Annotated in this window: 15 protein-coding genes and 2 pseudogenes; 6 read left to right on the top strand and 11 right to left on the bottom strand. The window is 63.1% G+C overall.

What is annotated here, in order from left to right; genetic code table 11:
- Positions 1-14 precede the first annotated feature (14 nt).
- Positions 15-953: an SDR family oxidoreductase gene (locus G7020_RS10750; protein ID WP_181084227.1), complete on the bottom strand. Its 939-nt coding sequence runs from the start codon at positions 951-953 to the stop codon at positions 15-17.
- Between the two features lie 102 nt (positions 954-1,055).
- Between G7020_RS10750 and G7020_RS10745 the strand changes: the two genes are divergently transcribed.
- Complete coding sequence (locus tag G7020_RS10745) at positions 1,056-1,505, top strand: MerR family transcriptional regulator (protein ID WP_181084226.1); 450 nt, start codon at positions 1,056-1,058, stop codon at positions 1,503-1,505.
- 136 nt (positions 1,506-1,641) lie between these two features.
- Here G7020_RS10745 and G7020_RS10740 read toward each other — a convergent pair whose 3' ends face one another.
- Positions 1,642-3,276 (bottom strand): methyl-accepting chemotaxis protein, encoded by a 1,635-nt coding sequence (locus tag G7020_RS10740; RefSeq protein ID WP_181084225.1) that lies wholly within the window; start codon positions 3,274-3,276, stop codon positions 1,642-1,644.
- A gap of 275 nt (positions 3,277-3,551) precedes the next feature.
- Here G7020_RS10740 and G7020_RS10735 point away from each other — a divergent pair, with 275 nt between their 5' ends.
- A complete protein-coding gene (locus G7020_RS10735) occupies positions 3,552-4,382 on the top strand; it encodes an undecaprenyl-diphosphate phosphatase (protein WP_181084223.1) in 831 nt (276 codons plus the stop codon).
- A gap of 74 nt (positions 4,383-4,456) precedes the next feature.
- Here the strand turns inward: G7020_RS10735 and G7020_RS10730 are convergent, their stop codons facing one another.
- From G7020_RS10730 to putA, 7 genes are all read right to left on the bottom strand, one after another.
- On the bottom strand, positions 4,457-5,401 hold the full coding sequence (locus tag G7020_RS10730; RefSeq protein WP_181084221.1) for an iron-siderophore ABC transporter substrate-binding protein: 945 nt from the start codon (positions 5,399-5,401) through the stop codon (positions 4,457-4,459).
- Positions 5,398-6,249, bottom strand: a complete 852-nt coding sequence (locus G7020_RS10725; RefSeq protein ID WP_181084219.1) for an ABC transporter ATP-binding protein — start codon at positions 6,247-6,249, stop codon at positions 5,398-5,400. The genes G7020_RS10730 and G7020_RS10725 overlap by 4 nt, the downstream gene beginning before the upstream one ends.
- The gene (locus tag G7020_RS10720) at positions 6,249-7,292 is read right to left on the bottom strand and encodes a FecCD family ABC transporter permease (protein WP_014852838.1); all 1,044 of its coding nucleotides are present in this window, start codon (positions 7,290-7,292) and stop codon (positions 6,249-6,251) included. Before G7020_RS10720 ends, G7020_RS10725 begins: the two co-directional genes overlap by 1 nt.
- Before the next feature lie 2 nt (positions 7,293-7,294).
- Positions 7,295-8,287 (bottom strand): iron ABC transporter permease, encoded by a 993-nt coding sequence (locus G7020_RS10715; RefSeq protein ID WP_170911055.1) that lies wholly within the window; start codon positions 8,285-8,287, stop codon positions 7,295-7,297.
- A 248-nt stretch (positions 8,288-8,535) separates the two neighbouring features.
- Entirely contained in the window at positions 8,536-10,506 is a 1,971-nt protein-coding gene (locus G7020_RS10710) for a TonB-dependent receptor plug domain-containing protein (RefSeq protein ID WP_181084217.1), read from the bottom strand.
- A gap of 61 nt (positions 10,507-10,567) precedes the next feature.
- Entirely contained in the window at positions 10,568-11,785 is a 1,218-nt protein-coding gene (locus G7020_RS10705) for an MFS transporter (RefSeq protein ID WP_181084215.1), read from the bottom strand.
- Between the two features lie 116 nt (positions 11,786-11,901).
- Positions 11,902-15,849 carry a trifunctional transcriptional regulator/proline dehydrogenase/L-glutamate gamma-semialdehyde dehydrogenase gene (putA, locus tag G7020_RS10700; protein ID WP_181084213.1) on the bottom strand — a complete coding sequence of 1,316 codons (3,948 nt, stop codon included), beginning with the start codon at positions 15,847-15,849 and terminating at the stop codon, positions 11,902-11,904.
- Between the two features lie 174 nt (positions 15,850-16,023).
- On the opposite strand from putA, the gene G7020_RS10695 reads away from it, so the two are divergent.
- Positions 16,024-16,242, top strand: coding sequence for a hypothetical protein (locus G7020_RS10695; RefSeq protein WP_181084211.1), 219 nt, complete (start codon positions 16,024-16,026; stop codon positions 16,240-16,242).
- Positions 16,243-16,468: 226 nt separating this feature from the next.
- Positions 16,469-17,494, top strand: coding sequence for a ferrochelatase (gene hemH, locus G7020_RS10690; RefSeq protein WP_181084209.1), 1,026 nt, complete (start codon positions 16,469-16,471; stop codon positions 17,492-17,494).
- A 305-nt stretch (positions 17,495-17,799) separates the two neighbouring features.
- On the opposite strand, the pseudogene G7020_RS24365 reads toward hemH, so the two are convergent.
- Together G7020_RS24365 and G7020_RS24360 are read right to left on the bottom strand one after the other, a co-directional pair.
- A pseudogene (locus G7020_RS24365) lies at positions 17,800-18,801 on the bottom strand (diguanylate cyclase domain-containing protein); the annotation flags it as partial.
- A pseudogene (locus tag G7020_RS24360) lies at positions 18,793-19,326 on the bottom strand (LytS/YhcK type 5TM receptor domain-containing protein); the annotation flags it as partial. The pseudogenes G7020_RS24365 and G7020_RS24360, both read right to left, overlap by 9 nt.
- 179 nt (positions 19,327-19,505) lie before the next feature.
- Between G7020_RS24360 and pqqF the strand changes: the two are divergent.
- The gene (pqqF, locus tag G7020_RS10680; RefSeq protein ID WP_181084206.1) at positions 19,506-22,031 is read left to right on the top strand and encodes a pyrroloquinoline quinone biosynthesis protein PqqF; all 2,526 of its coding nucleotides are present in this window, start codon (positions 19,506-19,508) and stop codon (positions 22,029-22,031) included.
- A 212-nt stretch (positions 22,032-22,243) separates the two neighbouring features.
- Positions 22,244-23,434 (top strand): porin, encoded by a 1,191-nt coding sequence (locus G7020_RS10675; protein WP_181084204.1) that lies wholly within the window; start codon positions 22,244-22,246, stop codon positions 23,432-23,434.
- Positions 23,435-23,487: the final 53 nt, after the last annotated feature.

The raw sequence follows: 23,487 nt of genomic DNA, 5'->3' as shown, positions 1-23,487 counted from the left end.
TCCGCGGGGCAGCATCACGATGATCTGCCCCCGTCAGTCCGGCGGATCAGCTCCAGCCCCTCCCGATAGGTAGTCACCTGAAACTCGGGGAAGCGACGCTTGAATTTCGTGGAATCGAAGAGGTTGTCCTGTTCATAGCGGGGCAGCAGTTCCCTGATCTCGCGCACCGGCTTCGAGAAAAACCCGACTGTGGTCAGCGCCCACTTGCTGATGATGGTATAGGATGGTTCCCGTTCGAAGACCTTGCTGGCCATCGCGACGAACTCCTTGTACGTTGGCTGGTCGTCGCAGCACGGCAGGTGCCAGGTCTGGCCGAACGTATCGGGTGCATTGCCCAGGGCTGCCAGCGCCCGGCTCGCATCGGGTGTCCAGATGAGCGTGCGGCGCGTGTCGTCACGTACCGGCACGCGCGGCGTCTTGCCGGCCTGGAGTTTTTCGATGACCAGCGCATTGGTGAAGCTCTGCGTCTTGCCCGGGCCGTAGAACTCAGGTGCTCGGCCAATGAGGACGGGGATCTCTCCCCGCGCCATCTCTTCAAGCACCATGGACGCCATGGCTGCTCGCACCTTGCCCTTGCGGCCAACCGGGGCAAAGGGTGTTTCCTCCGTCAGCAACCGTGCATCCTGCGCATACATGTAGGTATTGTCGAAATAGGCGAAGCTCGCGCCCTCCGCACGACAGGCGGCCAGGGCGTTCTTCAGCATCGTGGGGAACTGCGCTTCCCACAATTCCGTGTCCGGCGGCAGGCCGGCCGTGAAGTAAACGATGCTGCTGCCCTTGACCGCCTCCAGGGTCTGCTTCGCATCGAGCAGGTTGGCGGGCGTCAGGCTATCGGTGTCGTTGACCTTGCGCGGATTGCGGCTTACGAGCCGCACATCGTTCGTGTATTTGCGCTGTAGCTCTCGCGCCAGCTCCATGGCGATCTGGCCATTGGCCCCCAATATCGTCTGCATGGCGTCCACCTTTTGAATCGCAACTTGTGGCGTGATGGTTGGAAGACTAACCTTGAACCAAGATTTAACGTAAAGCTTTATGTCTCTCGGAGCCCCTCGATCATGAAGATTGGAGAACTTGCAGAACGCACCGGCCTGGCGCCTTCGCGCATTCGCTTCTACGAACGCATCGGCCTGCTCAAGGCGGTCGAGCGTCAGGCCAACGGTTACCGCAGCTACCACGACGATGCGGTATTGGCGCTCAAGCTGATTGCAGCCGGACAGCGTGCGGGCTTCAGTCTGGACGAGTTGCGGGCGCTGCTGCCCAGTGATCTTGTCAGCTGGGAACATGGCACCCTACTCGACACGTTGCGTCGCAAGGTACAGGACATCGAGGCGCTGCAGGCACAGCTCACGCAAAGCAAGGCCCAACTGGTTGAGCTTATGCAGCAGATCGAAGCCAAGCCGCAGGACATGGATTGCGCCGCCAATGCCCGGCGTGTGCTGTCTGAAATGCAGTTGGTAGAAACGGTCAGCGGTCCGGCCTCCAACCCAAAGGCCCGTCGCCGTTAGAAGCATTCTCTGGAGTGCGTATGTGCTATCGCTTCCTTGCCGGCAACGCGTGCCGGGCTTGGTGCGTCTTGGAAGTAAGCCTTCATCAGCGTTGCGCATAGCTCCTGGGTTGCGGGAGCTATGCGCGCCGCTATGACTAGACCTTGAACTGCCTGAGCAGCCGGTTCAGCTGTTCTGCCAGCTCGCCCAGCTGCTTGCCGGCAATGCTCGATTGCTGCGCGGCGCTGGTGCTTTCGTGAGCAAGGCCGGCGGCCTGGGTCACGTTCTGGTTGATGTCTTCGACCACATGAGTCTGCTGCAGTGTGGCACTGGCAATCGAGGCATTGAGCCCTGAAAGATTGCGTAGCGCCTGGGCAATCTGACCAAGGCTCTCGCCCGCCTGGCTGGCCTGTTCGACGGTGGCCTGGGTGGCGCGATTGCTTTCCATGATGACGTTGACGGCAGCACCGGAATTCTTTTGCAGCCGCTCGATCATCGTATGGATCTCAGCCGTCGATTGCTGAGTGCGCTGTGCCAGCAGTCGTACTTCGTCCGCCACGACAGCGAATCCACGGCCCTGCTCACCGGCGCGCGCCGCCTCGATGGCCGCATTGAGTGCCAGCAGGTTGGTCTGGTCCGCGATCGAGCCGATGACTTCCAGAACCGAGCCTATCTTGGTGGTTTCATCCGCCAATGATTGAATAACGTTGACGGCCTGGCTGATGGTGCTGGAAAGCTGGTCGATCTGTTGCAGGCTGGCTTCGATGTTCTGCTGACCAAGCCCCGCCTGTTTATCCGCTTCACCAACCTCATTGGAGGCATGCTCGGCGTTTTTCGCCACTTCCTGCACCGCGTAGGTCACCTCGTTGACGGCAGTGGCAACCAGCTCCATTTGCTGAAGCTGCTGCTGGCTTTGCTGGTGCGTCTGCTCGGCAAGTTTCTCCAGTGTGCCGGATGACTGATCCAGCGAGCTGGCGGTATCCGATAGCTGGCCGATCAGCTTGCGCAGCTTGCGGCTGAAGGCATTGAAATCGCGGCTCAGGGCGGTCAGCTCATCGTTGCCGGAGACATCGAGTTCGCGCGTCAGGTCAGCCTCGCCGCTGGCGATATTGGCCATGGCCTGCATCGAATGCCTCAGCGGCTGCGTAATGCTGCGGATAAGAATGGCAACCATGACTGCCAACAGCGTTGCGATAGCCAAGCCGATCAGCGAGAAGCGTACCAGGTAGCCCTGGAATTCCTTTTCCACGTCGTCCACATAAATGCCCGAGCCGATGATCCAGCCCCAGGGCTTGAACAGTTGAACATAGGAAATTTTCGGTACGGGATTCTTCTCGCCGGGTTTGGCCCATTCGTAATCCACCAGTCCAGCGCCCTGCAAGCGTGCCACCTTGACCATCTCGTTGAACAGCTCCTTGCCGTTCGGGTCCTTGCTTTTGGACAGATCCTGGCCATCGAGCTCTGGTCGCATGGGATGCATCAGCATCGTTGGACCCATATCGTTGATCCAGAAGTAGTCATCCTGGCCATAGCGCAGCACCTTTACCTGCTCCATTGCCGCCTTCTGGGCGGCGGCTGTAGTCATGGCGCCGCTCGCTTCAAGTTGCTGGTAGTGGCTGAGGATGCCCAGAGACGTTTCGACGATATTCTGAGTCATGACCTGTTTGCCCTTGTACAGGTCGGTGCGTACCTGCTGCATCATCAACAGGCCGAGGAAGAAGAGCATGGCAACAGATACCAGCGGAATCAGCCAAAGACGTTTACTGATCGGAAAATTTCGCAGCATATTCATTGGCTTGTGAGCTCCTGTCGAGGCTTGATCATTATTATCCGTACGCCGGTATTCCTTGGCGTGTGGCATCCTGCCCCAGTCAGCGGGTGGCGATGCCTGATTTTCATAGGCTTGTGAATAGTGTTTCGGCATCGCGCCTGAAAAAATGAGGATGACACCGCAGCGGCGGTGAATTTACTTGTCCGCGGTGAGTCAGAACAGCGCCGAGCTGGCTATCTGGCATATACCTTTGTTGCATATTCAAATGCGGTGGCTGCACTGCTGATGGGGATTGGATGGATCTTTGGCTTGCCTTTCAGGCATTGATTTTAGGGGTGGTAGAGGGCATTACCGAGTTTCTTCCAATTTCCAGTACCGGGCACCAGATCATCGTTGCCGATCTGATTGGTTTCGGTGGTGAGCGGGCGCTGGCTTTCAATATCATCATTCAGCTGGGCGCAATCCTGGCCGTTGTCTGGGAGTACCGGCGCAAGATTTTTGATGTGGTAACCGGATTGCCGAAGGAAAGGCAGGCACAGAAATTCACGGGCAATCTGCTGGTCGCGTTCATGCCGGCTGTGGTGCTGGGTGTGGCGTTTGCCGATCTGATCCACGAATACCTGTTCAATCCGATTACCGTTGCCACTGCGTTGGTCATCGGTGGCGTGGTCATGCTCTGGGCGGAGAAGCGCCCGCATCGCATCCAGGCCGAAACCGTCGATGACATGCGCTGGAGCCATGCGCTGAAGGTGGGCTTTGCCCAGTGCCTGGCCCTGATTCCCGGAACCTCGCGCTCCGGCGCGACCATCATTGGCGGGCTGCTGTTCGGCCTGTCGCGCAAGGCGGCGACCGAGTTTTCCTTTTTTCTCGCCATGCCGACCATGGTCGGTGCGGCAGTGTATTCGGGCTACAAATACCGGGACCTGTTCCAGCCAGGTGATTTTCCGGTATTCGCCATCGGCTTCGTCGTCTCCTTCATCTTCGCCATGCTGGCCGTGCGCGCCTTGCTGAAATTCATCGGTAACCACAGCTATGCGGCATTCGCCTGGTACCGAATCGCTTTTGGGCTCTTTATCCTGGCGACCTGGCAATTCAGCCTGATCGACTGGAGCACCGCTACGGGTTGATGGCTGGAGCCAATTCAGGGCAAGAGTATCTGAGTCGGAGTCGGCAACCCGGTGTCTGGGGTTGCCGGGATCGATCAGTCCTTCGCCACCGGCTCGGCATCCGCCTTGCCAACGATGGCTTCGATATCTTCGATCACCTGCATCGCGGCCAGCGGTCCGCCGGTGGAGGTCCAGAGCGAGCCGTCCACGGGGCCGAAGCGTTTGGCCTGGATGGCTGTCAGTTGCCGGAAAGCAGGGGTTTCCTCGGCCTGACGCATGGCCTCGACGGCCTCGCCGCTGGTCGCGAGGGTGCCGATCACCAGCCAGTCGGCGTCGAGCAGCTGCAGCGATTCCAGGCTCAGCGCCATGGAGTGCGTGTGGCCGGCATCCTGTTGGTGGGCCGGGCGGCGCAGGCCGACATCTTCGACGATGGTGCTGGCGAAGGACTCCTTGAACATGTAGGACGGCCCCTTGGGATTCCAGCGCGCGATGCTGAAGGTCTCCCCCTGGTGATCCTTCAGGCGCTCACGCGCCTCGACGGTACGTGCTTCGTAGCCTTCGATGAAGGTCCTGGCCTGGGCATCCTGGTTCAGGATGTGGGCGGTGCGCTGGAAACTCTCCTGCCAAGGGCTTCCCCAGTTGTAGGTGACGACGGTAGGGGCGATCTCGTTGAGGATCGCCAGCTGCTCCGGTTTCACCGGGCCGGTGAGGATCAGGTCGGGCTGCAGTTCCAGCAGGGTTTCCAGGTTGGGGTTGTCGAGATCGCCGACCACCTTGATGCCGGCGGGCATCTTGTCTTCGAGATAGCGGGGAGGCGCGGCCTGACCACGACCATTGACGGTGCCGACCGGCGCCACACCGAGGGCCAGCGCGCTGTCGAGGTCGCTTTCACTGAGGGTGATGACTCGCTGCGGTTCGGCCGGAACGGTCACCGGGTTGCCCAAGGCGTCTTCCACCTGCCGGGTGTCCGCGAGTACTGGCAGTGCCAGCAGGCCGCTCAGCAGTGTCGCGGCGAGGTTTCGTAGGTTCCTGTCGATCATTGCGTTGCATCCTCTTGAACGAATTCGGGCACCTGTGCGGTGCGGGTATTGGCCGACGTGGCAGCCGCCAGCGACCGGCGCCTTGGAACGATCACCGGCGCGCCGTCACCGGGCGCAGGCAGGATGTCCACGTCGGTGTCGTAGAGGCGATCCACCAGATGTTTGGTCATGACCTGGCGTGCCGGCCCCATGGCCTGGATCTGGCCATCGGCGAGGGCGATCAGCTCGTCGCAATAACGCGCCGCGATACCCAGGTCATGGATGACGATGAGCACCGTGCGGCCTTCCTGGGTGATCCGGTGCACGGCCTCCATCACCTCGGCCTGGTGGCCGATATCCAGCGCGCTGGTAGGCTCGTCGAGCAGGATCAGGTCGGTGTTCTGCGCCAGGATCATGCCCAGCCACGCACGCTGCGCCTGGCCGCCGGAGAGCGATGAGGCCTGGCGCCGCCAGATGGCATCGAGCTGCATGGCCACCCGCGCGCGGGCCACCTGCCGCGCGTCTTCGTCGCTCCACTGGTTGAACCAGCCTTGGTGCGGATGGCGCCCGTACTGCACCAGTTGTTCGACGCGAATGCCTTCGACCATCACTGGACGCTGGGGCAGAAAGGCCAGTTGTCGGGCCAGGCTCTTCATCGAATAGCTCGACAGCGACTGCCCTTGGATGTCCACCTCTCCGCCTTGCAGCGGGAGTTGGCGCGCCAGCAGCTTGAGCAGCGTGGACTTGCCGCTGCCGTTGGGGCCGACGATGCCGATCAGCCGGCCCTTGGGCAGCGAGAAGGTGATATCCCGCAGGATGACCTTGTCCTGATAGGCAAAATGCAGATTCCGAGCGTGCAAGGCAGTCATCAGTCAGCTCCTCGTCTGTCCTTGACCAGCAGGCCGAGCAGCAGAATGCCGCCCAGCAGCCGGGTCATGATGCCGGTGGGAATTTCCTCGGGCTGGGCGAGCACCCTCACCAGGGTGTCGCTGCCCAGCAGCAGCACCGCACCGCACAGCGCCGACAGCCAGATGGGTGCGAGATTGCCGCGCGCCAGCCAGGACGCGAGGATCGGTGCGGCCATGGCGATGAACACCACCGGCCCGCCGATGGCCGTACCCAGTGAGGCGACCACGATGGCCAGGCCGAGCACACCGAGCTGTACCAGCGGCACCCGTACGCCAAGGTTTCGCGCCGTGGCATCGCCGAAGCGCAACAGTGCCAGCGGGCGGTTGAGCAACACCATCACGGGGCAGAGCACCAGCAGCACCAGCACGATGGGATTGACCGTCTGGTAGCTGACTCCGGCGAAGTGGCCCATGGTCCAGAGGTAGATGTTGCCCAGGTGGGTCAACGGCTGGGTGGCCATGGCGAAATCGCCGAGGGCGCCGAGCAGCTCGGAGAGCGCAATGCCGATGATGATGAACAGGTAGCCTTGCTCGCCGGGCCGGCGGCACAGCGTGAAGAGCGCGGCTGCCGCCAGCAGCGCACCCAGCGGGGAGGCCCACCAGGGCCAGCTGCCCAGCGTCAGGTACAGGGCGAAGCCGACCACCGCCAGTGACGCGCCCTCGTTCACGCCGATCATGTCCGGGGTGGCCAGGCGGTTGCGCACCAGGGTCTGGATCAGGCAGCCGGCCATGCCCATGGCGAAGCCCGCCACGATGGCCGCCGCGACCCGCGGCATACGGATCTTGAACACCATGATCTCGTGCAGCTTGCTGCCGTTGCCAGCGAGGGTGGCGAGCACGTCGCGCACGCCCATGTTGCCCGAGCCCAGGCTGATCGCCAGCACCACCAGCAGCGCAAGCACCACAGACAAGAGGGCGAACATCAGCCAGTTGCGGCGATGCAACAACAGGCTCATCGCGCCCAGACGCAAGGTCCAGACGCCGGTTGGGGTAACGGTCGCCATGCCTACCTCACCGCCAGTAGTGAACGGAAACCGCCGCGCAGCACGATGGCGATCAGCGCCGGCGCGCCCAGCGCGGCCAGCAGAGTACCGACCGGCAACTCGTAGGGTTGCAGCAACCAGCGTGCGAGCACGTCGGCGGCCAGCAGGAACGCCATGCCGAACAGGGTGGAGAACAGCAGTTGCCGCAGCAACGCCACCGGTTCGATCATGCGGGCGCAATAGGCGGCCAGAAAACCGACGAAACCGATGGGACCCGCGAGGGAAATCGCACAGGCGATCAGCAGCGTCGAGGCGGCCAGCACGCCCAGGCGTACCCAGGTGGTATGAATGCCCAGCGCCCGCGCCTGGCTGTCGCCCATCTGCATCAGCGTCAGCTTCCGACAGAGCAGGGCGGCCAGGACCAGGCCGAACAGTGCGACTGGTGCCACCGTAGCCAGGGCATCCAGGCTGGAGGCGGACAGCGATCCCAGGTTCCAGAACCGGAACTGCTCCAGCGCAATGCGCGTACGCAGAAGCATGAAGTTCGACAGGCCGCTGAAGATCGCACCCAGGGCAACGCCGGCGAGGATCAGCTTCAGCGGGCTGGCCTGGCCGAGCATCAGCCCGATCACCAGCACTACCAGGTTGCCCAGCAGCGCGCCGGCGCCGGACCACAGCAGATAACCCTGGGTGGACTCGACGTCGAAGAAGATCAGCCCGATCACCAGCCCCAGCACCGCACCGGCATTGACGCCGAGCAGGCCGGGTTCGGCCAGCGGGTTGCGTGTCGCGCTTTGCAGCAACGAGGCGGCGATCGCCAGGCTCGCACCGACCACCAGCGCTGCCAGGGTGCGGGGCAGACGCAGCGTATCGACCACCATGGCCAGTTTCTCGTCCGCCACGGCGAGCGGATCGCCCAGCAGATAGCCGAGCACGTCACCCGCACCGTAGACACCCGCGCCGATACTCATCGAGAGCACCAGCAACCCCAGCAGCAGGCCGCCGCCACACAGGATGACGGTCTTCTGATGGCCGGGAAGCGACTGGTCAACAGGCTGTTGAAAAACTACCTGCGTTGGCAATACTTCGTTGAAAACAGCCTCAGAATGCTCATTTAGAACGCCTAAACTGCGCTTCTTCGGCTGTTTTCGCCTCGTCTTGCCTGCCTCGCCTACGTTTTTCAACGGCCTGTTAATCGTTGCCATTGTTCATCTGTTACTACTCCGATGAAACCCGGCGGTCGAAACCACCGGGGGTTGGTGGGTCAGATGTCGTAGCTGAAGCCCACGAACAGCGTGCGGCCCATGAGGATGTTGTCGATCGACTGCGCAACCTCGTCGCGCTTCTCATTGGTCAGGTTGTTGAGCCCGCCACGGAGCGTCAGCTCGTTGGTGGCCTTGTAGCGGGCACCGACGCTGAGCGTGTGGAAGGCACCGGACTCGACTTCGGGCTGTGCGGCCGAGACATAGACGAACTGGCTGCCCGTGTACTGGTAGTCCAGGTTCAGGTCGAGGTTCGGCAGGGCGGACCAGTCTACACCGATGTTGGCCATGTGCTGCGGCGTGTTGCGCAGGGGCTCGTCGGTCTCGCGGTTCTCGGCGTCCGCATAGGTGTAGTTGGCGCGCAAGCCAATCGCATCGCTGAAAGCGTAGCGGCCTTGCAGCTCGTAGCCCCTGACACGCGCCTTGTCGACGTTGGTGTAGGTCATCACGCTCGGCATGTAACCGGCACGCCAGCTGTCGGTGTAGATCATGTCCTCGATCTCGTTATCGAAGAACATGATGCCAGCCTCGATACGCTGGTCCTGGTAGAGCGTGCCGAGCTCGTAGCTGGTGGCGGTTTCCGGCTTCAGATCGGGGTTGCCGACCAGGGTGCATCTGCCACGGCAGGCCAGCACGCCGTAGGTTTCGTCGAACTGATAGATGCTCGGTGCCTTGAAGGACTTGCCAGCGCCGCCCTTGATCACCCAGTGGTCGGTCAGGTTGTAGACACCGTAGGCGCGCGGGCTGAACTCGCCACCGAAGCTGTCGTGATCGTCCCAGCGACCGCCCAGGGTGATGTCGAGCCTGCCGATGGAGAATTCGTCCTGCAGGTAGATGGCCTTCTGATCGACTTCGGTATCCGCGCCCAGGTTCTGGTTGTGCGACAGTTCGATACGGCGGAACTCGCCACCCAGGGTGAGCAGGTGGTTGCCAAGGAAGGCGCTGACCTGGCCATCGACGGTGTGGTTCTTCTGCTGCACATCGCCCTTACTACGGTGCATGTTGGTCATGAGCTCGGAGTCGTCCATCAGGTCGACGTCTTCGTAGTAGTAGCGCAGCCGAGTGTTGAAGCCGTCCCAGTTGCCGTTGTGCGCCAGGCCCAGGGTCCAGCGATCCATTTCCTGGACGTTGGTCGGAAAGGACACGCCGGAGTTGTTCCAGATCGCCTTGCGGTCGTCGCTGCGGTAGCTCATGTCCAGATCGATGCTCTGGCGCTCGTCCAGCAGCCAGCTGAGGGTGCCAAAGGCACTGCCGTTCTGGCGTTTCTCGACCGCATCGGTGTTGGCGAAGACGGTCTGCTCGGAACCCCAGGCCGCCTGGTCGGTAGTTTCAACGATCAGGTTGCCGCGTAGCTTGTCCTCGATCAGCGCACCGCTGATGTAGCCGCTGGTCTTGTGGCTGTCGCCGGAATCCCCTTCGGTCGGGTGCTCGTAGGTATAGGCGAGGCCGGCGGCGGTTCTTTCCGTTGGCTGGCGCAGGATCACGTTGACCACGCCGCCCAGGGCATCGGCGCCATACAGCGAGGACATCGGGCCACGGATCACCTCGATGCGCTCGATGGCGGCCATGGGAATCGACGACAGGTCGAAGTCGTTGGCGTAGTTGGAGGTCAGGGCTTCGCGGGAATTCACGCGGCGACCATTGACCAGCAGCAGGGTGTAGTCCGAATCCATCCCGCGCAGCTTGATTTCCTTGCGTCCATAGGATGAAGACGGGTTGATGTGCACGCCCGGCAGATACTTCACCGCGTCGGCCAGGTTGTAGACCGGCATCTTTTCCAGCTCTTCGCGCGTCACCACCGACACACTGGCCGGTGCGCTGAGTTCGCTGTGGGCGGTCTGGGTGGCGGTGATGACTTCGTTCTTCAGTGCTACCGGATCATCCGCGAGTGCGCAGAACGGCAGAAGACTGGCCAGGATGGTCAGGGATAGGTGACGAGGACGGCTGATTCCTCGGTTTCTTGCGATTGGCATAGCATGCTCCGTTGCTGCTTGATGTTGTTTGAAACGGACTGATCACGAATCCCCGGCAGGTTCATCCCGCCTGTTGTTCTGTCATCTCCTGGTGGCTGGCATCGCGCTGGCGCAGGCCATGCAGCAGGTAGAGGACGCCCAGACCAGCCACCAGCCCGACGAGCGCGTAGAAGCCGGCCAGGTGCTCGAAGCCGATCAACTGATGCTGCGCGCCGGACGTCAGGTAGAGCGCGGAGCAGAGGCTGCCGATCCCGGCGGCGACATTCGAAACCGTGCCCTGGAACGCCATGAAGGCCGCGCGCTGATGCGGTTGCGGAATGCCGGCTGCGATGGTCATGGTGCTGTTGCTGCGCACGGCGCTCAGCGCCATGAACGCCGTGAAGATGATGTAGAGCGAGACGCCCGGCGACATTGCGAAACCCAGCGCGGTGACCAGGGCGAGGCCGCCGCTGCTGACCAGCACGACCGTCACCGCGCCACCGCGATCGATCCAGCCGCCACCGAGGCGCATCGCCGCGAGGCTGGCAAGACCGCCGAGGAAATAGAGCAGGCCCAGGCTGCTGCGCGGGAAGTCCAGATTGAACTGGAAGTAGTTGGCGAAATGCGGCACCAGCAGGAAATGGCCGAACATCTGCAGCGCGGTGATGGCCAGGGCTGCCAGGCACAAACGCGAGGAAAGCAGCGGCAGGATCGAGCCGCGTGGCCGCTTGGCAGCAGGCGGCGAGGGCAGAAGCAACTGGCACAGCAATGCCAGCAGCAGTCCGGCGCCACCCAGAATCAGGAATGGCGATGTCCAGCCCCAGCGGGCCGCGCTTTCCAGCGACAGGGGAATGATCAGGATGGCCGCCAGCGAAAAGCCCATGCCGACGTAGGCAAGCTGCCTGCCGCGCTGCGCAGGCGGAATCATGTCCAGCATGGCGGCCATCAGCACCGCGCCCATCGGGCCTGCCAGCAAGCCCGACAGAATGAACAGGGCGATGAGCTGATTGGCGTGGGTGGCCAGCGCGCAACAGAGCAGAAGGACGAAGCGAAGCGCCAGCAGGGTAACCAGCGCGCGCTTGCGGTCGAAGCGATCCAGCCAGGGTGCGGCTACAACCGCACTCAAGGCGGCGGCGATGGTCGCGCCGCCGCTGATGTAACCCACATGGCTGGCTTCCATGCCGAGGTGGCGAACGAGGTCCGGTCCCAGCGGCATGACCATCATCAGCGACCCCAATGACAGCATGTTGACCAGCATCGCCAAGTGGACAGCGATTCTTGACTGTTCAGCAACGTTCATAGGGCGGCACGCTCGGTAGAGAGGCGGGCAGCATCCTAATTGATTGCTAATGCTATATCAAATACAAATCATTATCATTGGTGGTGAATTGTCTGTTGAACAGATGCGACGTGACATCAGCCCAGTGTCATCAGGCTGGCATTGCCGCCCGCTGCGGCGGTGTTGATGCTCAGGGCGCGCTCGATCAGCAGGCGTTCCAGCGGGATATCGGTTTCGCCAGGGGCCAGCCCCTGCACGCCGACGATAGGCCCGCTGCGCGTTGACAGCTGTTGGCTGAGGTCGCGTAGCTGGTCGGCATCGCCATGGTGCAGCACGCTATCGAAACGCACCTCATCGCGGCTCCAGTCGGCGACGAGCCGGATGCGCGCTTGGACTTCCTGCGGCAGTCGCTCGATCAGGCTGCGAACGGGCGGAGTGTCCGGCAGCACCGCCTGACTGCCGATGGCCAGCACGGCTGCCAGTTGGGTCAGCAGGTCCTGCCCGGTTTCGGCCAGGCACAGCACATATTCACGCGGCAGCAGGCTGTAGCTGTTGCGTTCGCCGGTGGGGCCGTTGAGCAGCCGGGTGCTGCCGCTCTGGGATTGTTCGCGATAGCCCTCGCAGAGTTCGGCCAGTTCATGCATACCGTTGTCCTGCGCCCACTGTTTGAACAGCCGGGCGGCGCTTTCCTGTTCTTCGTCTCGGTGGATCTCCGGCGCCGTCTGCGTGCCGCCGAAGTCCAACGCCCGGCGCAGCGCGTCATCGGGCCTGACCGAGAGCAGCCGATACAGATACAGCGGACCGCCCGCCTTGGGTCCGGTGCCGGACAGGCCCTCGCCGCCGAAAGGCTGTACGCCGACCACCGCGCCGACGATGTTGCGGTTGACGTAGAGATTGCCGACCCTGGCGCGCTCGACGACCCTGGCAATCGTCTCGTCGATGCGGGTATGCACTCCCAAGGTCAGGCCGTAGCCGGCGGCATTGATCTGGTCGAGCAGGGCATCCAGCTCGGCGCGCCGGTAGCGCAGCACGTGCAGCACCGGGCCGAACACTTCCTGCTGCAACTCATCGAGGCGTTCCAGTTCGATCAGCGTTGGCATCACGAAGGTGCCGTGGGCACACTCGTCTGCATCGACACGGGCCATCTGCTGAACCGTCCGGCCCTTGTCGCGCATGGCCTGCAGATGCTTTTCGATAGCGTCGCGGGCTTCGCTATCGATCACCGGGCCGACATCCACCGACAGCCGCTGCGGGTTGCCCATGCGCGCTTCGGCCATGGCGCCCTTGAGCATGGCGATGATGCGCTCGGCCACCTCTTCCTGCAGGTAGAGTACGCGCAGCGCCGAGCAGCGCTGCCCGGCGCTGTCGAAGGCCGAGGCCATGACGTCCATGACCACCTGTTCGGCCAGCGCCGAGGAGTCGACGATCATCGCGTTCTGTCCGCCGGTTTCGGCGATCAGCGGAATGCTCCGGCCACGGGCGTCCAGGCGTCCGGCGATACTGCGTTGCAGGATCGAGGCGACGGCGGTGGAGCCGGTGAACATCACGCCGCGTACCCGCTCATCCGCCACCAGCCGTGCGCCGACGGTTTCGCCACGGCCTGGCAACAGCTGCAGCGCCCCTCTGGGAATCCCGGCTTCATGGAGGATCTGCACGCCCAGCGTGGCGATCAGCGGGGTCTGCTCGGCAGGCTTGGCCAATACCGTATTGCCCGCGCCAAGGGCGGCGCAGACCTGGCCGGTGAATATCGCCAGCGGGAAATTCCAGGGGCTGATGCACACCACAGGCCCGAGCGGCAGGTGCGTTTCGTTGTCGAAATTGCTGCGTACCTCGGCGCCATAGAAGCGCAGGAAGTCCACCGCTTCGCGCACTTCGGCGATGGCGTTGACGAAGGATTTCCCGGCTTCGCGAACCAGCACGCCGAGCAGTTCCTGCATACGGCTTTCCATCAGCTCAGCGGCCCGTTCCAGTGCGGCGGCGCGTTCGGTTGGCGGGGTTGCCTGCCAGCTTGCCGCGGTTTCCTGGGCGCAGCGCAGGGCGTTGTCCACGTCTTCCTCGGTTGCTTCCTGCACCAGGCCCACCGGGTCACGGTGGTTGGCCGGGTTGAGCAGTGGTTCGGCGACCGCTGTCGTGGCGGTCGCGCAACCCAGCAGGGGTGCTGCGCTGTAAAGCCGATGCGCGCTGGCGAGCAGGGCGGAGGACAGTGAAGCCAGGCGCTGTTCGCTGGACAGGTCGATGCCGCAGGAGTTGAGCCGTGCATCCCCGTAGAGATTGCGCGGCAGTGGAATGCGCGGATGCGGCAGGCCGAGCGTGCCTTCTTCTGCCAGCAACTGTTCGACCGTGCGCACCGGGTCGGCCACCAGTTCCTCCAGCGCGATGCTCGTGTCGGCGATGCGGTTGACGAATGAGGTGTTGGCGCCGTTTTCCAGCAACCGGCGCACCAGGTAGGCCAGCAGGGTTTCATGGCTGCCCACCGGCGCGTAGATGCGGCAAGGGCGATCGAGACGGCCATCGCCCTTGCCCACCACCTGCTCGTAGAGGGGTTCGCCCATGCCGTGCAGGCACTGGAATTCATACTGACCGGCATAGTAGTTCGGCCCGGCGAGCTGGTAGACCGCCGCCAGGGTGTGGGCGTTGTGCGTGGCGAACTGCGGGTAGATCGCCTCTGGCGCGGCCAGCAGTTTGCGTGCGCAGGCGAGAAAGGACACATCGGTATAGGCCTTGCGGGTGTAGACCGGATACCCCTCCAGCCCGTTGACCTGCGCCAGCTTGATTTCGCTGTCCCAGTAGGCGCCCTTGACCAGCCGGATCATCAGCCGGTGCCGGCTGCGCCTGGCCAGGTCGATCAGGTAGTCGACCACATGCGGGCAGCGCTTCTGGTAGGCCTGGATGACGAAACCGATGCCGTTCCAGTCCGCTAGCGAAGGCTCGAAGCACAGGCGTTCGAGCAGGTCCAGCGACAGTTCGAGGCGATCGGCTTCCTCGGCGTCGATATTGATGCCGATGTCGTACTGCCGGGCCAGTTGCGTCAGTGACAGCAATGTCGGGTAAAGCTCGTCCATCACCCGCTCGTATTGCGCTCGGCTGTAGCGCGGGTGCAGGGCCGAGAGCTTGATCGAGATGCCCGGCCCTTCATAAATGCCGCGCCCGTGCGAGGCCTTGCCGATGGCGTGGATCGCCTGCTCGTAGGCGGCGAGATAGCGGCGCGCATCCCCGGCGGTCAGCGCGGCTTCGCCAAGCATGTCGTAGGAATAGCGAAAGCCCCTGGCTTCCATGGTCTGGGCATTGGCCAGCGCCTCGCCGATGGTCTCGCCGGTGACGAACTGCTCGCCCATCAGCCGCATCGCCATATCCACGCCCTTGCGGATCAGCGGCTCGCCGCCTTTGCCGATCAGCCGGTTGAGCGAAGAGGTGAGGCCCGTCTCGTTGTGGGTGGCCACCAGCCGGCCGGTCAGCATCAGCCCCCAGGTCGCCGCATTGACGAATACCGACTGGCTGTTGCCCAGGTGCGGCTGCCAGTTGCCGGTGCTGATCTTGTCGCGGATCAGTGCATCGCGCGTGCCCTTGTCCGGCACCCGCAGCAGGGCTTCGGCCAGGCACATCAGCGCCACGCCTTCCTGAGAGGACAGCGAAAATTCCTGCAGCAACCCCTGTACCAGCCCCTGGCGACCGCCGGCGTTTTTTCGGTTGCGCAGCTTGCCGGCGATGCGCATGGCAAGCTCGTGCGCTGCGGTGGCCTTGTCCGGCGCAAGCCGCGCCTGCTCCAGCAGTATCGGCACGGCTTCAGATTCGGGGCGGCGGTAGGCGGCGGTGATGGCAGAACGCAGCACCGACTGCGGCAGGATGGATTCGGCGAATTCGAGAAATGGCAGGCTGGCCGGCTCGATGTTCAGGTCCGCTTCCTGCTCGATAGTGCCCGCGCGGCTGCTCTCGCCTATCTGGCCTGTGCTATCGAGTTGTTCGAGGAAGTCGAAGATGGCCTGCCGGACCAGCCACTGCGGTGTGCGATCGAGCCGGTGTGCGGCTGCGGCGAGTCGCTCGCGGGTCGCGTCATCGAGCCTGATGCCGAGCGTGGGGGTGGTCATGGCGGCTGCCCTCTGTGGTTCTCTGACAGAGCTTAGACCTTCTTGGGCGAAACATTCGGATCGCCTGTAAACACCGTGCCAGACACATTAATGAAATGAAAATGTGTTTGCGCATATGTACACGGTGACTACGCTGACCTTGTACGAGGCTGATAACAACAAGAGGGGCTCGCCATGCTCAACAACCGGAATACTCGGGTCGTTGCAATGGAACTGTGGCGCTTTTGTGCACATTGCCTTGCCGCCATCGTGGTGGCGGGGGCAGTGTTGATTGGCTTTGTCGTGTCCTGGCCGTTGGCGCTGAAGGTCGGTGTGCTGCCGCTGCTGGCGTTGCTGGTGGCCGATACGCTGATCAGGCGCCACGCGATGATCCCTTCTGACAAGCGCGGGTAGCGCTCTTGCCAGCGGCGACGGAAGGCCGCTGGCAATGCTCCGATCCTCCCCTGGTATCACTCCTGCTCCTGCCTGAAACAGCCGCGACAGTCCAAACCATTCCAGCGCCTGCGGATTCGATCTGTCGGGTAGCATCCAGGCGCCCGGCTCGGGCAGTATAGCGCCGCCGCCCGGCCACTCCGGTGGGCGTGGCACGATCCTCCCAACACAAGGCAGAGAAATACGCATGACAGAGCAGGCGTTGTTACTGGTCAATCTGGGTTCGCCAGCGTCCACCGAGGTGGCCGATGTACGGCGTTATCTCAACCAGTTTCTGATGGACCCCTATGTCGTCGATCTGCCGTGGCCGCTGCGTCGTCTGCTGGTGTCGCTGATTCTCGTCAGGCGTCCGCAACAGTCGGCCCACGCCTATGCCTCGATCTGGTGGCCGGAGGGATCGCCGCTGGTGGTGCTCAGCCAGCGCCTGAGCGAAGCAGTGCGTCCGTACTGGAAGGAAGGCCCGGTGGAGTTGGCGATGCGTTATGGCGAGCCGTCCATCGAGCGTGCGCTGGTCAAACTGGCGGGGCAGGGCATTCGTCAGGTGACCTTTGCGCCGCTGTATCCGCAGTTTGCCGACAGCACCACGAAAACCGCTGTCGAAGAGGCACGGCGGGTCATTCGTGACAGGGGGCTCGATATCGAACTCTCGATCCTGCAGCCCTTCTACGATCAGCCGGAATACCTCGACGCCCTGGTCGATAGCATCAGACCTTATCTGGAGCAGGATTTCGATCACCTGCTGCTGAGCTTCCACGGCCTGCCCGAGCGTCATTTGCACAAGACCGATCCGAGCGGCGCGCATTGCCTGAAAAGCGATGATTGCTGCCAGCGTGCCGAAGGTGCGGTGCTTGCCAGTTGCTACCGTGCCCAGTGCCTGCAGAGTGGTGCTGCCTTCGCGAAACGTGCCGGATTGCGCCCGGACCAGTGGTCCGTGAGCTTCCAGTCCCGTCTGGGGCGCGCCAAGTGGATCGAGCCCTATACCGAAGCCCGTCTGGATGAGCTGGCGGCGCAGGGTGTGAAGAAGCTGCTGGTGATGTGCCCGGCCTTCGTCGCCGACTGCATCGAGACACTGGAGGAAATCGGCGACCGTGGCCGCGAGCAATTCGTGGCTGCCGGTGGTGAGGAGCTGCAACTGGTTCCCTGCCTGAATACTCATGAAAGCTGGGTACAGGCGCTGGTGACACTGTGCCGCCGGGCGCCGCGGGCGCTGTAGGTCGGGGTACGCTCCACCGACCTGGCGAGCGGGAGCAAGGTCGTTCGCCGAGGGGTGTCTCCACCCTATATTGTCGGCTTGCTGCGGAACCCCGGATTACGCCTTCGGCTAATCCAGGCTACGGACCGCTCATTCCGTAGGGTCGAATGCATTCATCCAAGGCCGAACAAGTTCGGCCCTACGTTCGCGCTTACCGTAGGGCCGAATTTATTCGGCCAAGGGCGAACAAGTTCGGCCTTATGCTCGGGCTTCAACAAGGCCCATCCAAGGACCGAACAACGTCCGGCCTACGAGCAGACCTCTGATTGCTGTTGCTCGTCTTCCAGTTCCAGCCGCTGCTGCATGTTGTCCTGCATGGAGGCGTCATAGAAGCGCAGCGCATTCTTGCCGTTGTTCTTGGCTTCGTACATCGACAGGTCGGCGCGCTTCATCAGCTCGTCGGGGCTGACGCCCACACCGCAGAACAGCGCAATGCCGATGCTGCCGCTGCTGTGGAGCATTTCCCCCTCCAGGGGGTAGGGCGTGGCCAGGGTCGCCAGCAGCTTGTCGCCGATCTGCCGGGCCTGTTCGGCGGCTCTTTCGGGCTGGCTGTCGAGTTCTTCGAGCATCACCACGAACTCGTCACCGCCCAGGCGCGCCACGGTGTCGCTACCACGCACGCCGGTGCGCAGGCGCTGGGCGGCCTGTTGCAGAAAGAGGTCGCCGACCGGGTGGCCGTAGGCATCGTTGATGTTCTTGAAATTGTCCAGATCGATGAACATCAGGGCGCCGTGGCAGCCTCTGCGCGCGCTGCTCGTCAGCGCCTGCTGCAGGCGGTCGAGCAGCAGGCGCCGGTTGGGCAGGCCGGTCAGCAGGTCGTAGAAGGCCAGGTGATGAATGCGTTCTTCTGCCGTCTTGCGCTCGGTGATGTCGCGCAGGATGGCAACCACCGCGCGCTTGCCGTCGGGCGGTGTTTCGAGGCGTTGTGCGTGAACATCGTAGAATTTCAGGCCTTCCTCGGTCTGGTAGGGGAATTCCAGTGTCAGCGGCGTATTGCTGGTCAGCGCCTGCTCGATGAGGCTCATGAAGCGCTCCGTATCCTCCTGGCGCAACGCCTGATGCATGCTCTGGCCCGTCAGCGCCTGGCAGCCGGCAAATGGCGGGCTGCTGTCGGACGAGACGATTTCCATATACTGACCGTCTTCATCGATGACCAGCAGCAGGTCCGGAATGGCACGGGTGATCGCACTCAGGCGCGCTTCGCTGGCCAGCAGGGCCTGCTCGGCGCGGTGGTGGCGCGAGAGGTCATCGAGCAGCAGGCCGACCATCACTGTCGCCAGCGGCATGATCAGCAGCGTTGGCAGGGCCAGCTCCCCGATGCTCAGGGAGGCCACCGAAGGCAATGCGAGCATGGAGATCAGCGCGGAGGCATGCAGAATGAGTCCCAGGCCCAGCAATGGCCAGAAGCCGATCTTCCACAGGCCGCGCTTGTGGCCAAGACGAAAGCCAAGACCCAACAGTACCGGCATGGCGATATTGAACAGGCCGATGTAGCTTCCCGCTCCACCCAGCCACAGCCGGTAGCCTCCGGCCATGACGGCGGCGATCGCTGCCGTCAGCGGCCCGCCAAAGAGACTGGCCATGCTCAACACCGCCGCGCGGCTGTCATAGATGACGCCCGGCTGCAGCGTGAAGGGCACCATCATGCCGACCACGCAGACGCCACCGAACCAGAGGCCAGTTAGGGTATTGGTAGCCGTGGGATGTCTGTTGGCCCTGTGATGCAGGGTAAAGCCGAGCAGCCAGCACAGCGCAAGGAGAAGGGCAGCATTCTGCAGAAGCGTCAGGGTCATCACGGCACCTCGGATTGACTGACTGGCTTTGTGCTACGAGCTTACCTGATGGTCCATGCCGAGGCATCCGTCAGCGCAGATGGTTTGCAACGGCCTGCTGAGCCAATACTTTGGCACCATTGTGTCGAACACGGCTTGGCGCGATCCTGCCCGGACCTCTGCCGGAGCCGCCACAGCCCATGCCTCTGCAAACCGATTCTGTCCAGCGTCCACCGCAGATCAGCCTGCCCAATGGCCTGCGTGTACGCCTGCTGTGCCTGCCCGAGGGGGCGCAGGCTGCCGCGTTTGTCCGCGTGCATGCCGGCGCCCACGATGCGCCTGCGGCCTATCCGGGGCTGGCGCATTTTCTTGAACACCTGCTGTTTCTCGGTAGCCGGCACTATCCCGTCGAACAGAGCCTGATGCCTTTCGTCCAGGCCTGTGGCGGGCAACTGAATGCCTCGACCCGCGAGCGCCACACCGACTATTTCTTCCAGGTGCCCGCCGACCGGCTCGAAGAAGGCCTGTCGCGCCTGCTGGACATGCTTGCCCGACCGCTGCTCGACCCTGCCGCGCAACAGCGTGAACGCGAGGTGCTGCATGCCGAATACCGGGCGCGCGCCGAGGATGCCGAAACCCTGTGCGATGCGGCGCTGGGGCAGGTACTCGGCAGTGGCCATCCGTTCAGTGCCTTTCACGCTGGCAACCGCGAAACACTGCCCGTCGAGGATGAGCACTTCCAGCAGGCGCTGCTTGGCTATCATCGGCGCTTTTACCGCACGGGGCAGATCGAACTGCTGTTGGCCGGCCCGCATGCGCACGCCGAACTGATGCGGTTGGCGCGGCTGGCTGATGGTTCGCTTGCCTCCGGCCCCTTCATTCGGCGTGATGCGCCGCCCTTGCAAAATCCGCGCGAGGCCTGGCTGCGCCTGCAACTGGACAAGGCTGCGCCGCGCCTGCTGCTGGGGTTCGCCCTCGACGGGATGTCCGCGCATGGCCTGTCGGCGCTGGATCATCTGTCCAGCTGGATCGCATCCGAAGCGCCGGAGAGCCTGCTGTCGCGCCTGCGCGACCAAGGGTTATGCCAGTTGCTGAAGCTGCGTGTGCCGTACTGGTATGCGGGGCAGGGCGTAATGGTGATCGAGGCGACGCTGACTGAGCAGGGCCTTGCGCGGCGGGCGCAGGTCGTCGATGCATTGTTCGATTGGTTGCGCTTCTTTTCCAGTGAAGCCCGCTGGCAGGCCTGTCGCGAGGAATATCTGCGCGTGCTTCGGCGCGGCTTGCAGGTAGCCGAGCCCCTGGCGCGGCTGAGGCACTGGGTCGAGCCACTGGCCTGGAGCGATGGCAGCGACGAGGCGGCAGTCCGCCAGGCGCTGGGGAGCGTGCTCGAACAGGTGCTCGCTGCGCAACCGGTTGTACTGACCACAGACACGAGCCATCGTGAACCCATCGAAACCGCTGGTTTTCCGCTACGCCTGAGATTCGAAACGCCAGAGCGAGCAACCTCCATCGCCTGGCATTGGCGGCAGCCGCAGGCCAATTCCTGGCTGCAAGCCGGCCTGCGAGGCAAAGCAGACGCACTCGAACCGGCCCTGCACTGGCTCGGCCCGGAGGATGCACACGGGCGTGCAGCGCTGTATCTGCGCTGGCGATTCATGCCCAGCACGATTTCGGCGGGATACTGGCAGGCGCTTCGGCACGCCTTGCAATCGCGGGTCTGGGCGGCGCGGCAAGCCGGCGTCGAGCTGCGTTTCGAGGATCTGGGACATGGCTGGCTGCTGAGTCTGTACGGCATTGCCGAAGCCATTCCGCTGATTCTGAAAGACCTGGCCGCATTGCTGGCCAAGCCGCCGCAAACTTCTCTCGCCCAAGGGCCGCAACTGGCCGAGCGTGCCTTCAGGCTGGGCGGCGATGAATTGCCGATTCGCCAGCTGCTGACATTGCTGCCGCGCTTGCTCGCCGAGGCGACACCCAGAACCGAGCAGGCTTCGCTGGAGCAGACCGGGCTGAGGCAACATTGGCAGGGCGCCCGATGGCAGGGGCTGGCTCTGGGTTTCGCAGCAGATCTCAGTGGCCCGCTACAAGCGGCGATTGCTGCGTTGCCCGGACAAGCCATGTCGGCACAGCCTGAGTTGACGACCAGTCCGGATGCCCATCACTGGCACAGGCTCGGTTCGCAAGAGAACCGAGGCGAGACAGCTCTGCTGCTGTTCTGTCCGTTGCCAGCAAATGCTGACTGCGAGGTCGAGGCCAGTTGGCGAGTGCTGGGGCGCCTGCTTGAACGCGCCTTTTTCCGTCGTCTGCGCAGTGAATTGCAACTGGGCTATGCCGTTTTCAGTCGTTTCGCCTCATTCGCTGGCCAGGGTGGGATGCTCTTCGCCGTGCAGTCGCCAACGGCTTCGGCAGTGGAGATTCTCGGACATATCGAGGTCTTTCTAGAGGATCTCGCCGCGCAACTGGCGAGTCAGGCTGTGCAGATCGAAGAGACCGCGCGTGAACTGTCCCTGCGCCATGTGGCCGGCACGGCTGACCTGCGTGCCTGTGCCGAGCAGCTCGGACAAGCCTGGCTGGCGGGTCACGAAGATGAACATCCGGCACGGGTGGCGCAAGTCATGGCCAACCTGAGCGCAGCGCAGGTGCTGGCGGCGCTGGACTCTGTGCGCCATGGCGCTGGCGGCCGGCGGGTTCTGGCCAATGCAGCCGCCCCGGATGCACACTGGTCCTGAACCTGACAGGTTGAATCACCTGCTAAAGCGCTACGGCTTACTACCTAAGCGCTGCTTCCTCCGGCTCTGCTCGTGCCTGCTTGCAGCTCAAGCCCCCGTCTACAGCCAAAGTACTAGCCATACGCCGCTATGGCAGCGTATGGCTCATCCGTGGTGCTTTCGATAATCCGCCTCGACACGACTGCCCGTCGTCACATCAAGCGGAGAGCGCCATGCACAACAAGAAAAAAACCTTTACCCGAATTCTGCCCCTGGCTCTGTCCAGCGCGATCGCCATGGGGCTGAGCCAGTCAGCCATGGCCGCAATCGTGCTGTACGACGATCAGGAAGGCACCACCTTCTCCACCGATGGTTACTTCAACACCTTCTACGTCCACAGCAAGGTGGACCGTGCCGGTGAGCAGTTCGACCGCAACCAGTCGCGCGTCAAGATGGGCTTCCTGCCCAACTACATCGGCTTCAACTTCAGCAAGCAGGTCGGCGATCTCAAGCTCGGTGGCCGTTCCTCGTTCTGGGTAACCATCAACGACAGTGAAAGCAATGGCACCGAAAGCGGCATCGACGTCCGCCAGTTCTACGCCACCGTCGCCAATGACGAGTGGGGTGAAGTGCTCTTCGGTAAGGACTTCGGCCTGTTCGCCCGCTCCAACATCCTGCTCGACGAGATGCTCACCGGCTATGGCCAGGTCAGCGACACCCTTGGCTTGGTGGATGGTGGCGGCGTTTCCTTCGGCAACATTGGTACCGGCTACCCCTATCCCTTCCCGGCAGCACAGGTCACTTATCGCTCGCCGGTCATGAGCGGCCTGCGTGTTGCTGTCGGCATCATGGACCCGGTGGATACCACCAGCGATACGAGCGCAGCCCTGAACAAGGCGTATCAGGACACGCCGCGCTTCGAGACCGAAATCACCTATCAGTTCGAGGCAGGCGGTGCGCAGTTCTACACCTGGCTCGGCGGCATGCAGCAGAGCTCGGACAACACCGACAGCAGCGTGCGTGACGTAGACTCCAAGGGCATCAGCTACGGCGTGCAGGCGAAGATGGGTGATCTGTCGGTGACCGCTTCCGGCTTCCAGGCCGAAGGCATCAACCCCTTCTTCACCAACAACCTCGGCGAGGCGCTGCTGCGCGAAGTAGATAGCGACGGTTACCTGCTCCAAGGCTCCTACCGTTTTGGCAAGAACCGCGTGGCGCTGTCCTACGGCAAGACAGAGGATGATGGCAACGGCCTGGGTACGGCTGCCGACTTCGAAACCCGTGGTATCGCGCTGTTCCACAGCATCAACGACAACCTGACGCTGGTGGCCGAGCTCAACGAGCTGGAAGTCCGTGGGCGTAATACCGCCGCACTGGACGAAGACACCCGCACCTTTGCCGTAGGTGCTGCGCTGAGCTTCTAACCCGCGCGCAACAGGGCACGGCTGGAATCCGAACCGTAGGTCGCTCCATCCGT

Origin of the sequence: Stutzerimonas stutzeri (genome assembly GCF_013522825.1) — a bacterium.
GTDB classification, from domain to species: domain Bacteria; phylum Pseudomonadota; class Gammaproteobacteria; order Pseudomonadales; family Pseudomonadaceae; genus Stutzerimonas; species Stutzerimonas stutzeri_AK.
This window is presented reverse-complemented; position numbering and strand designations above follow the sequence as displayed.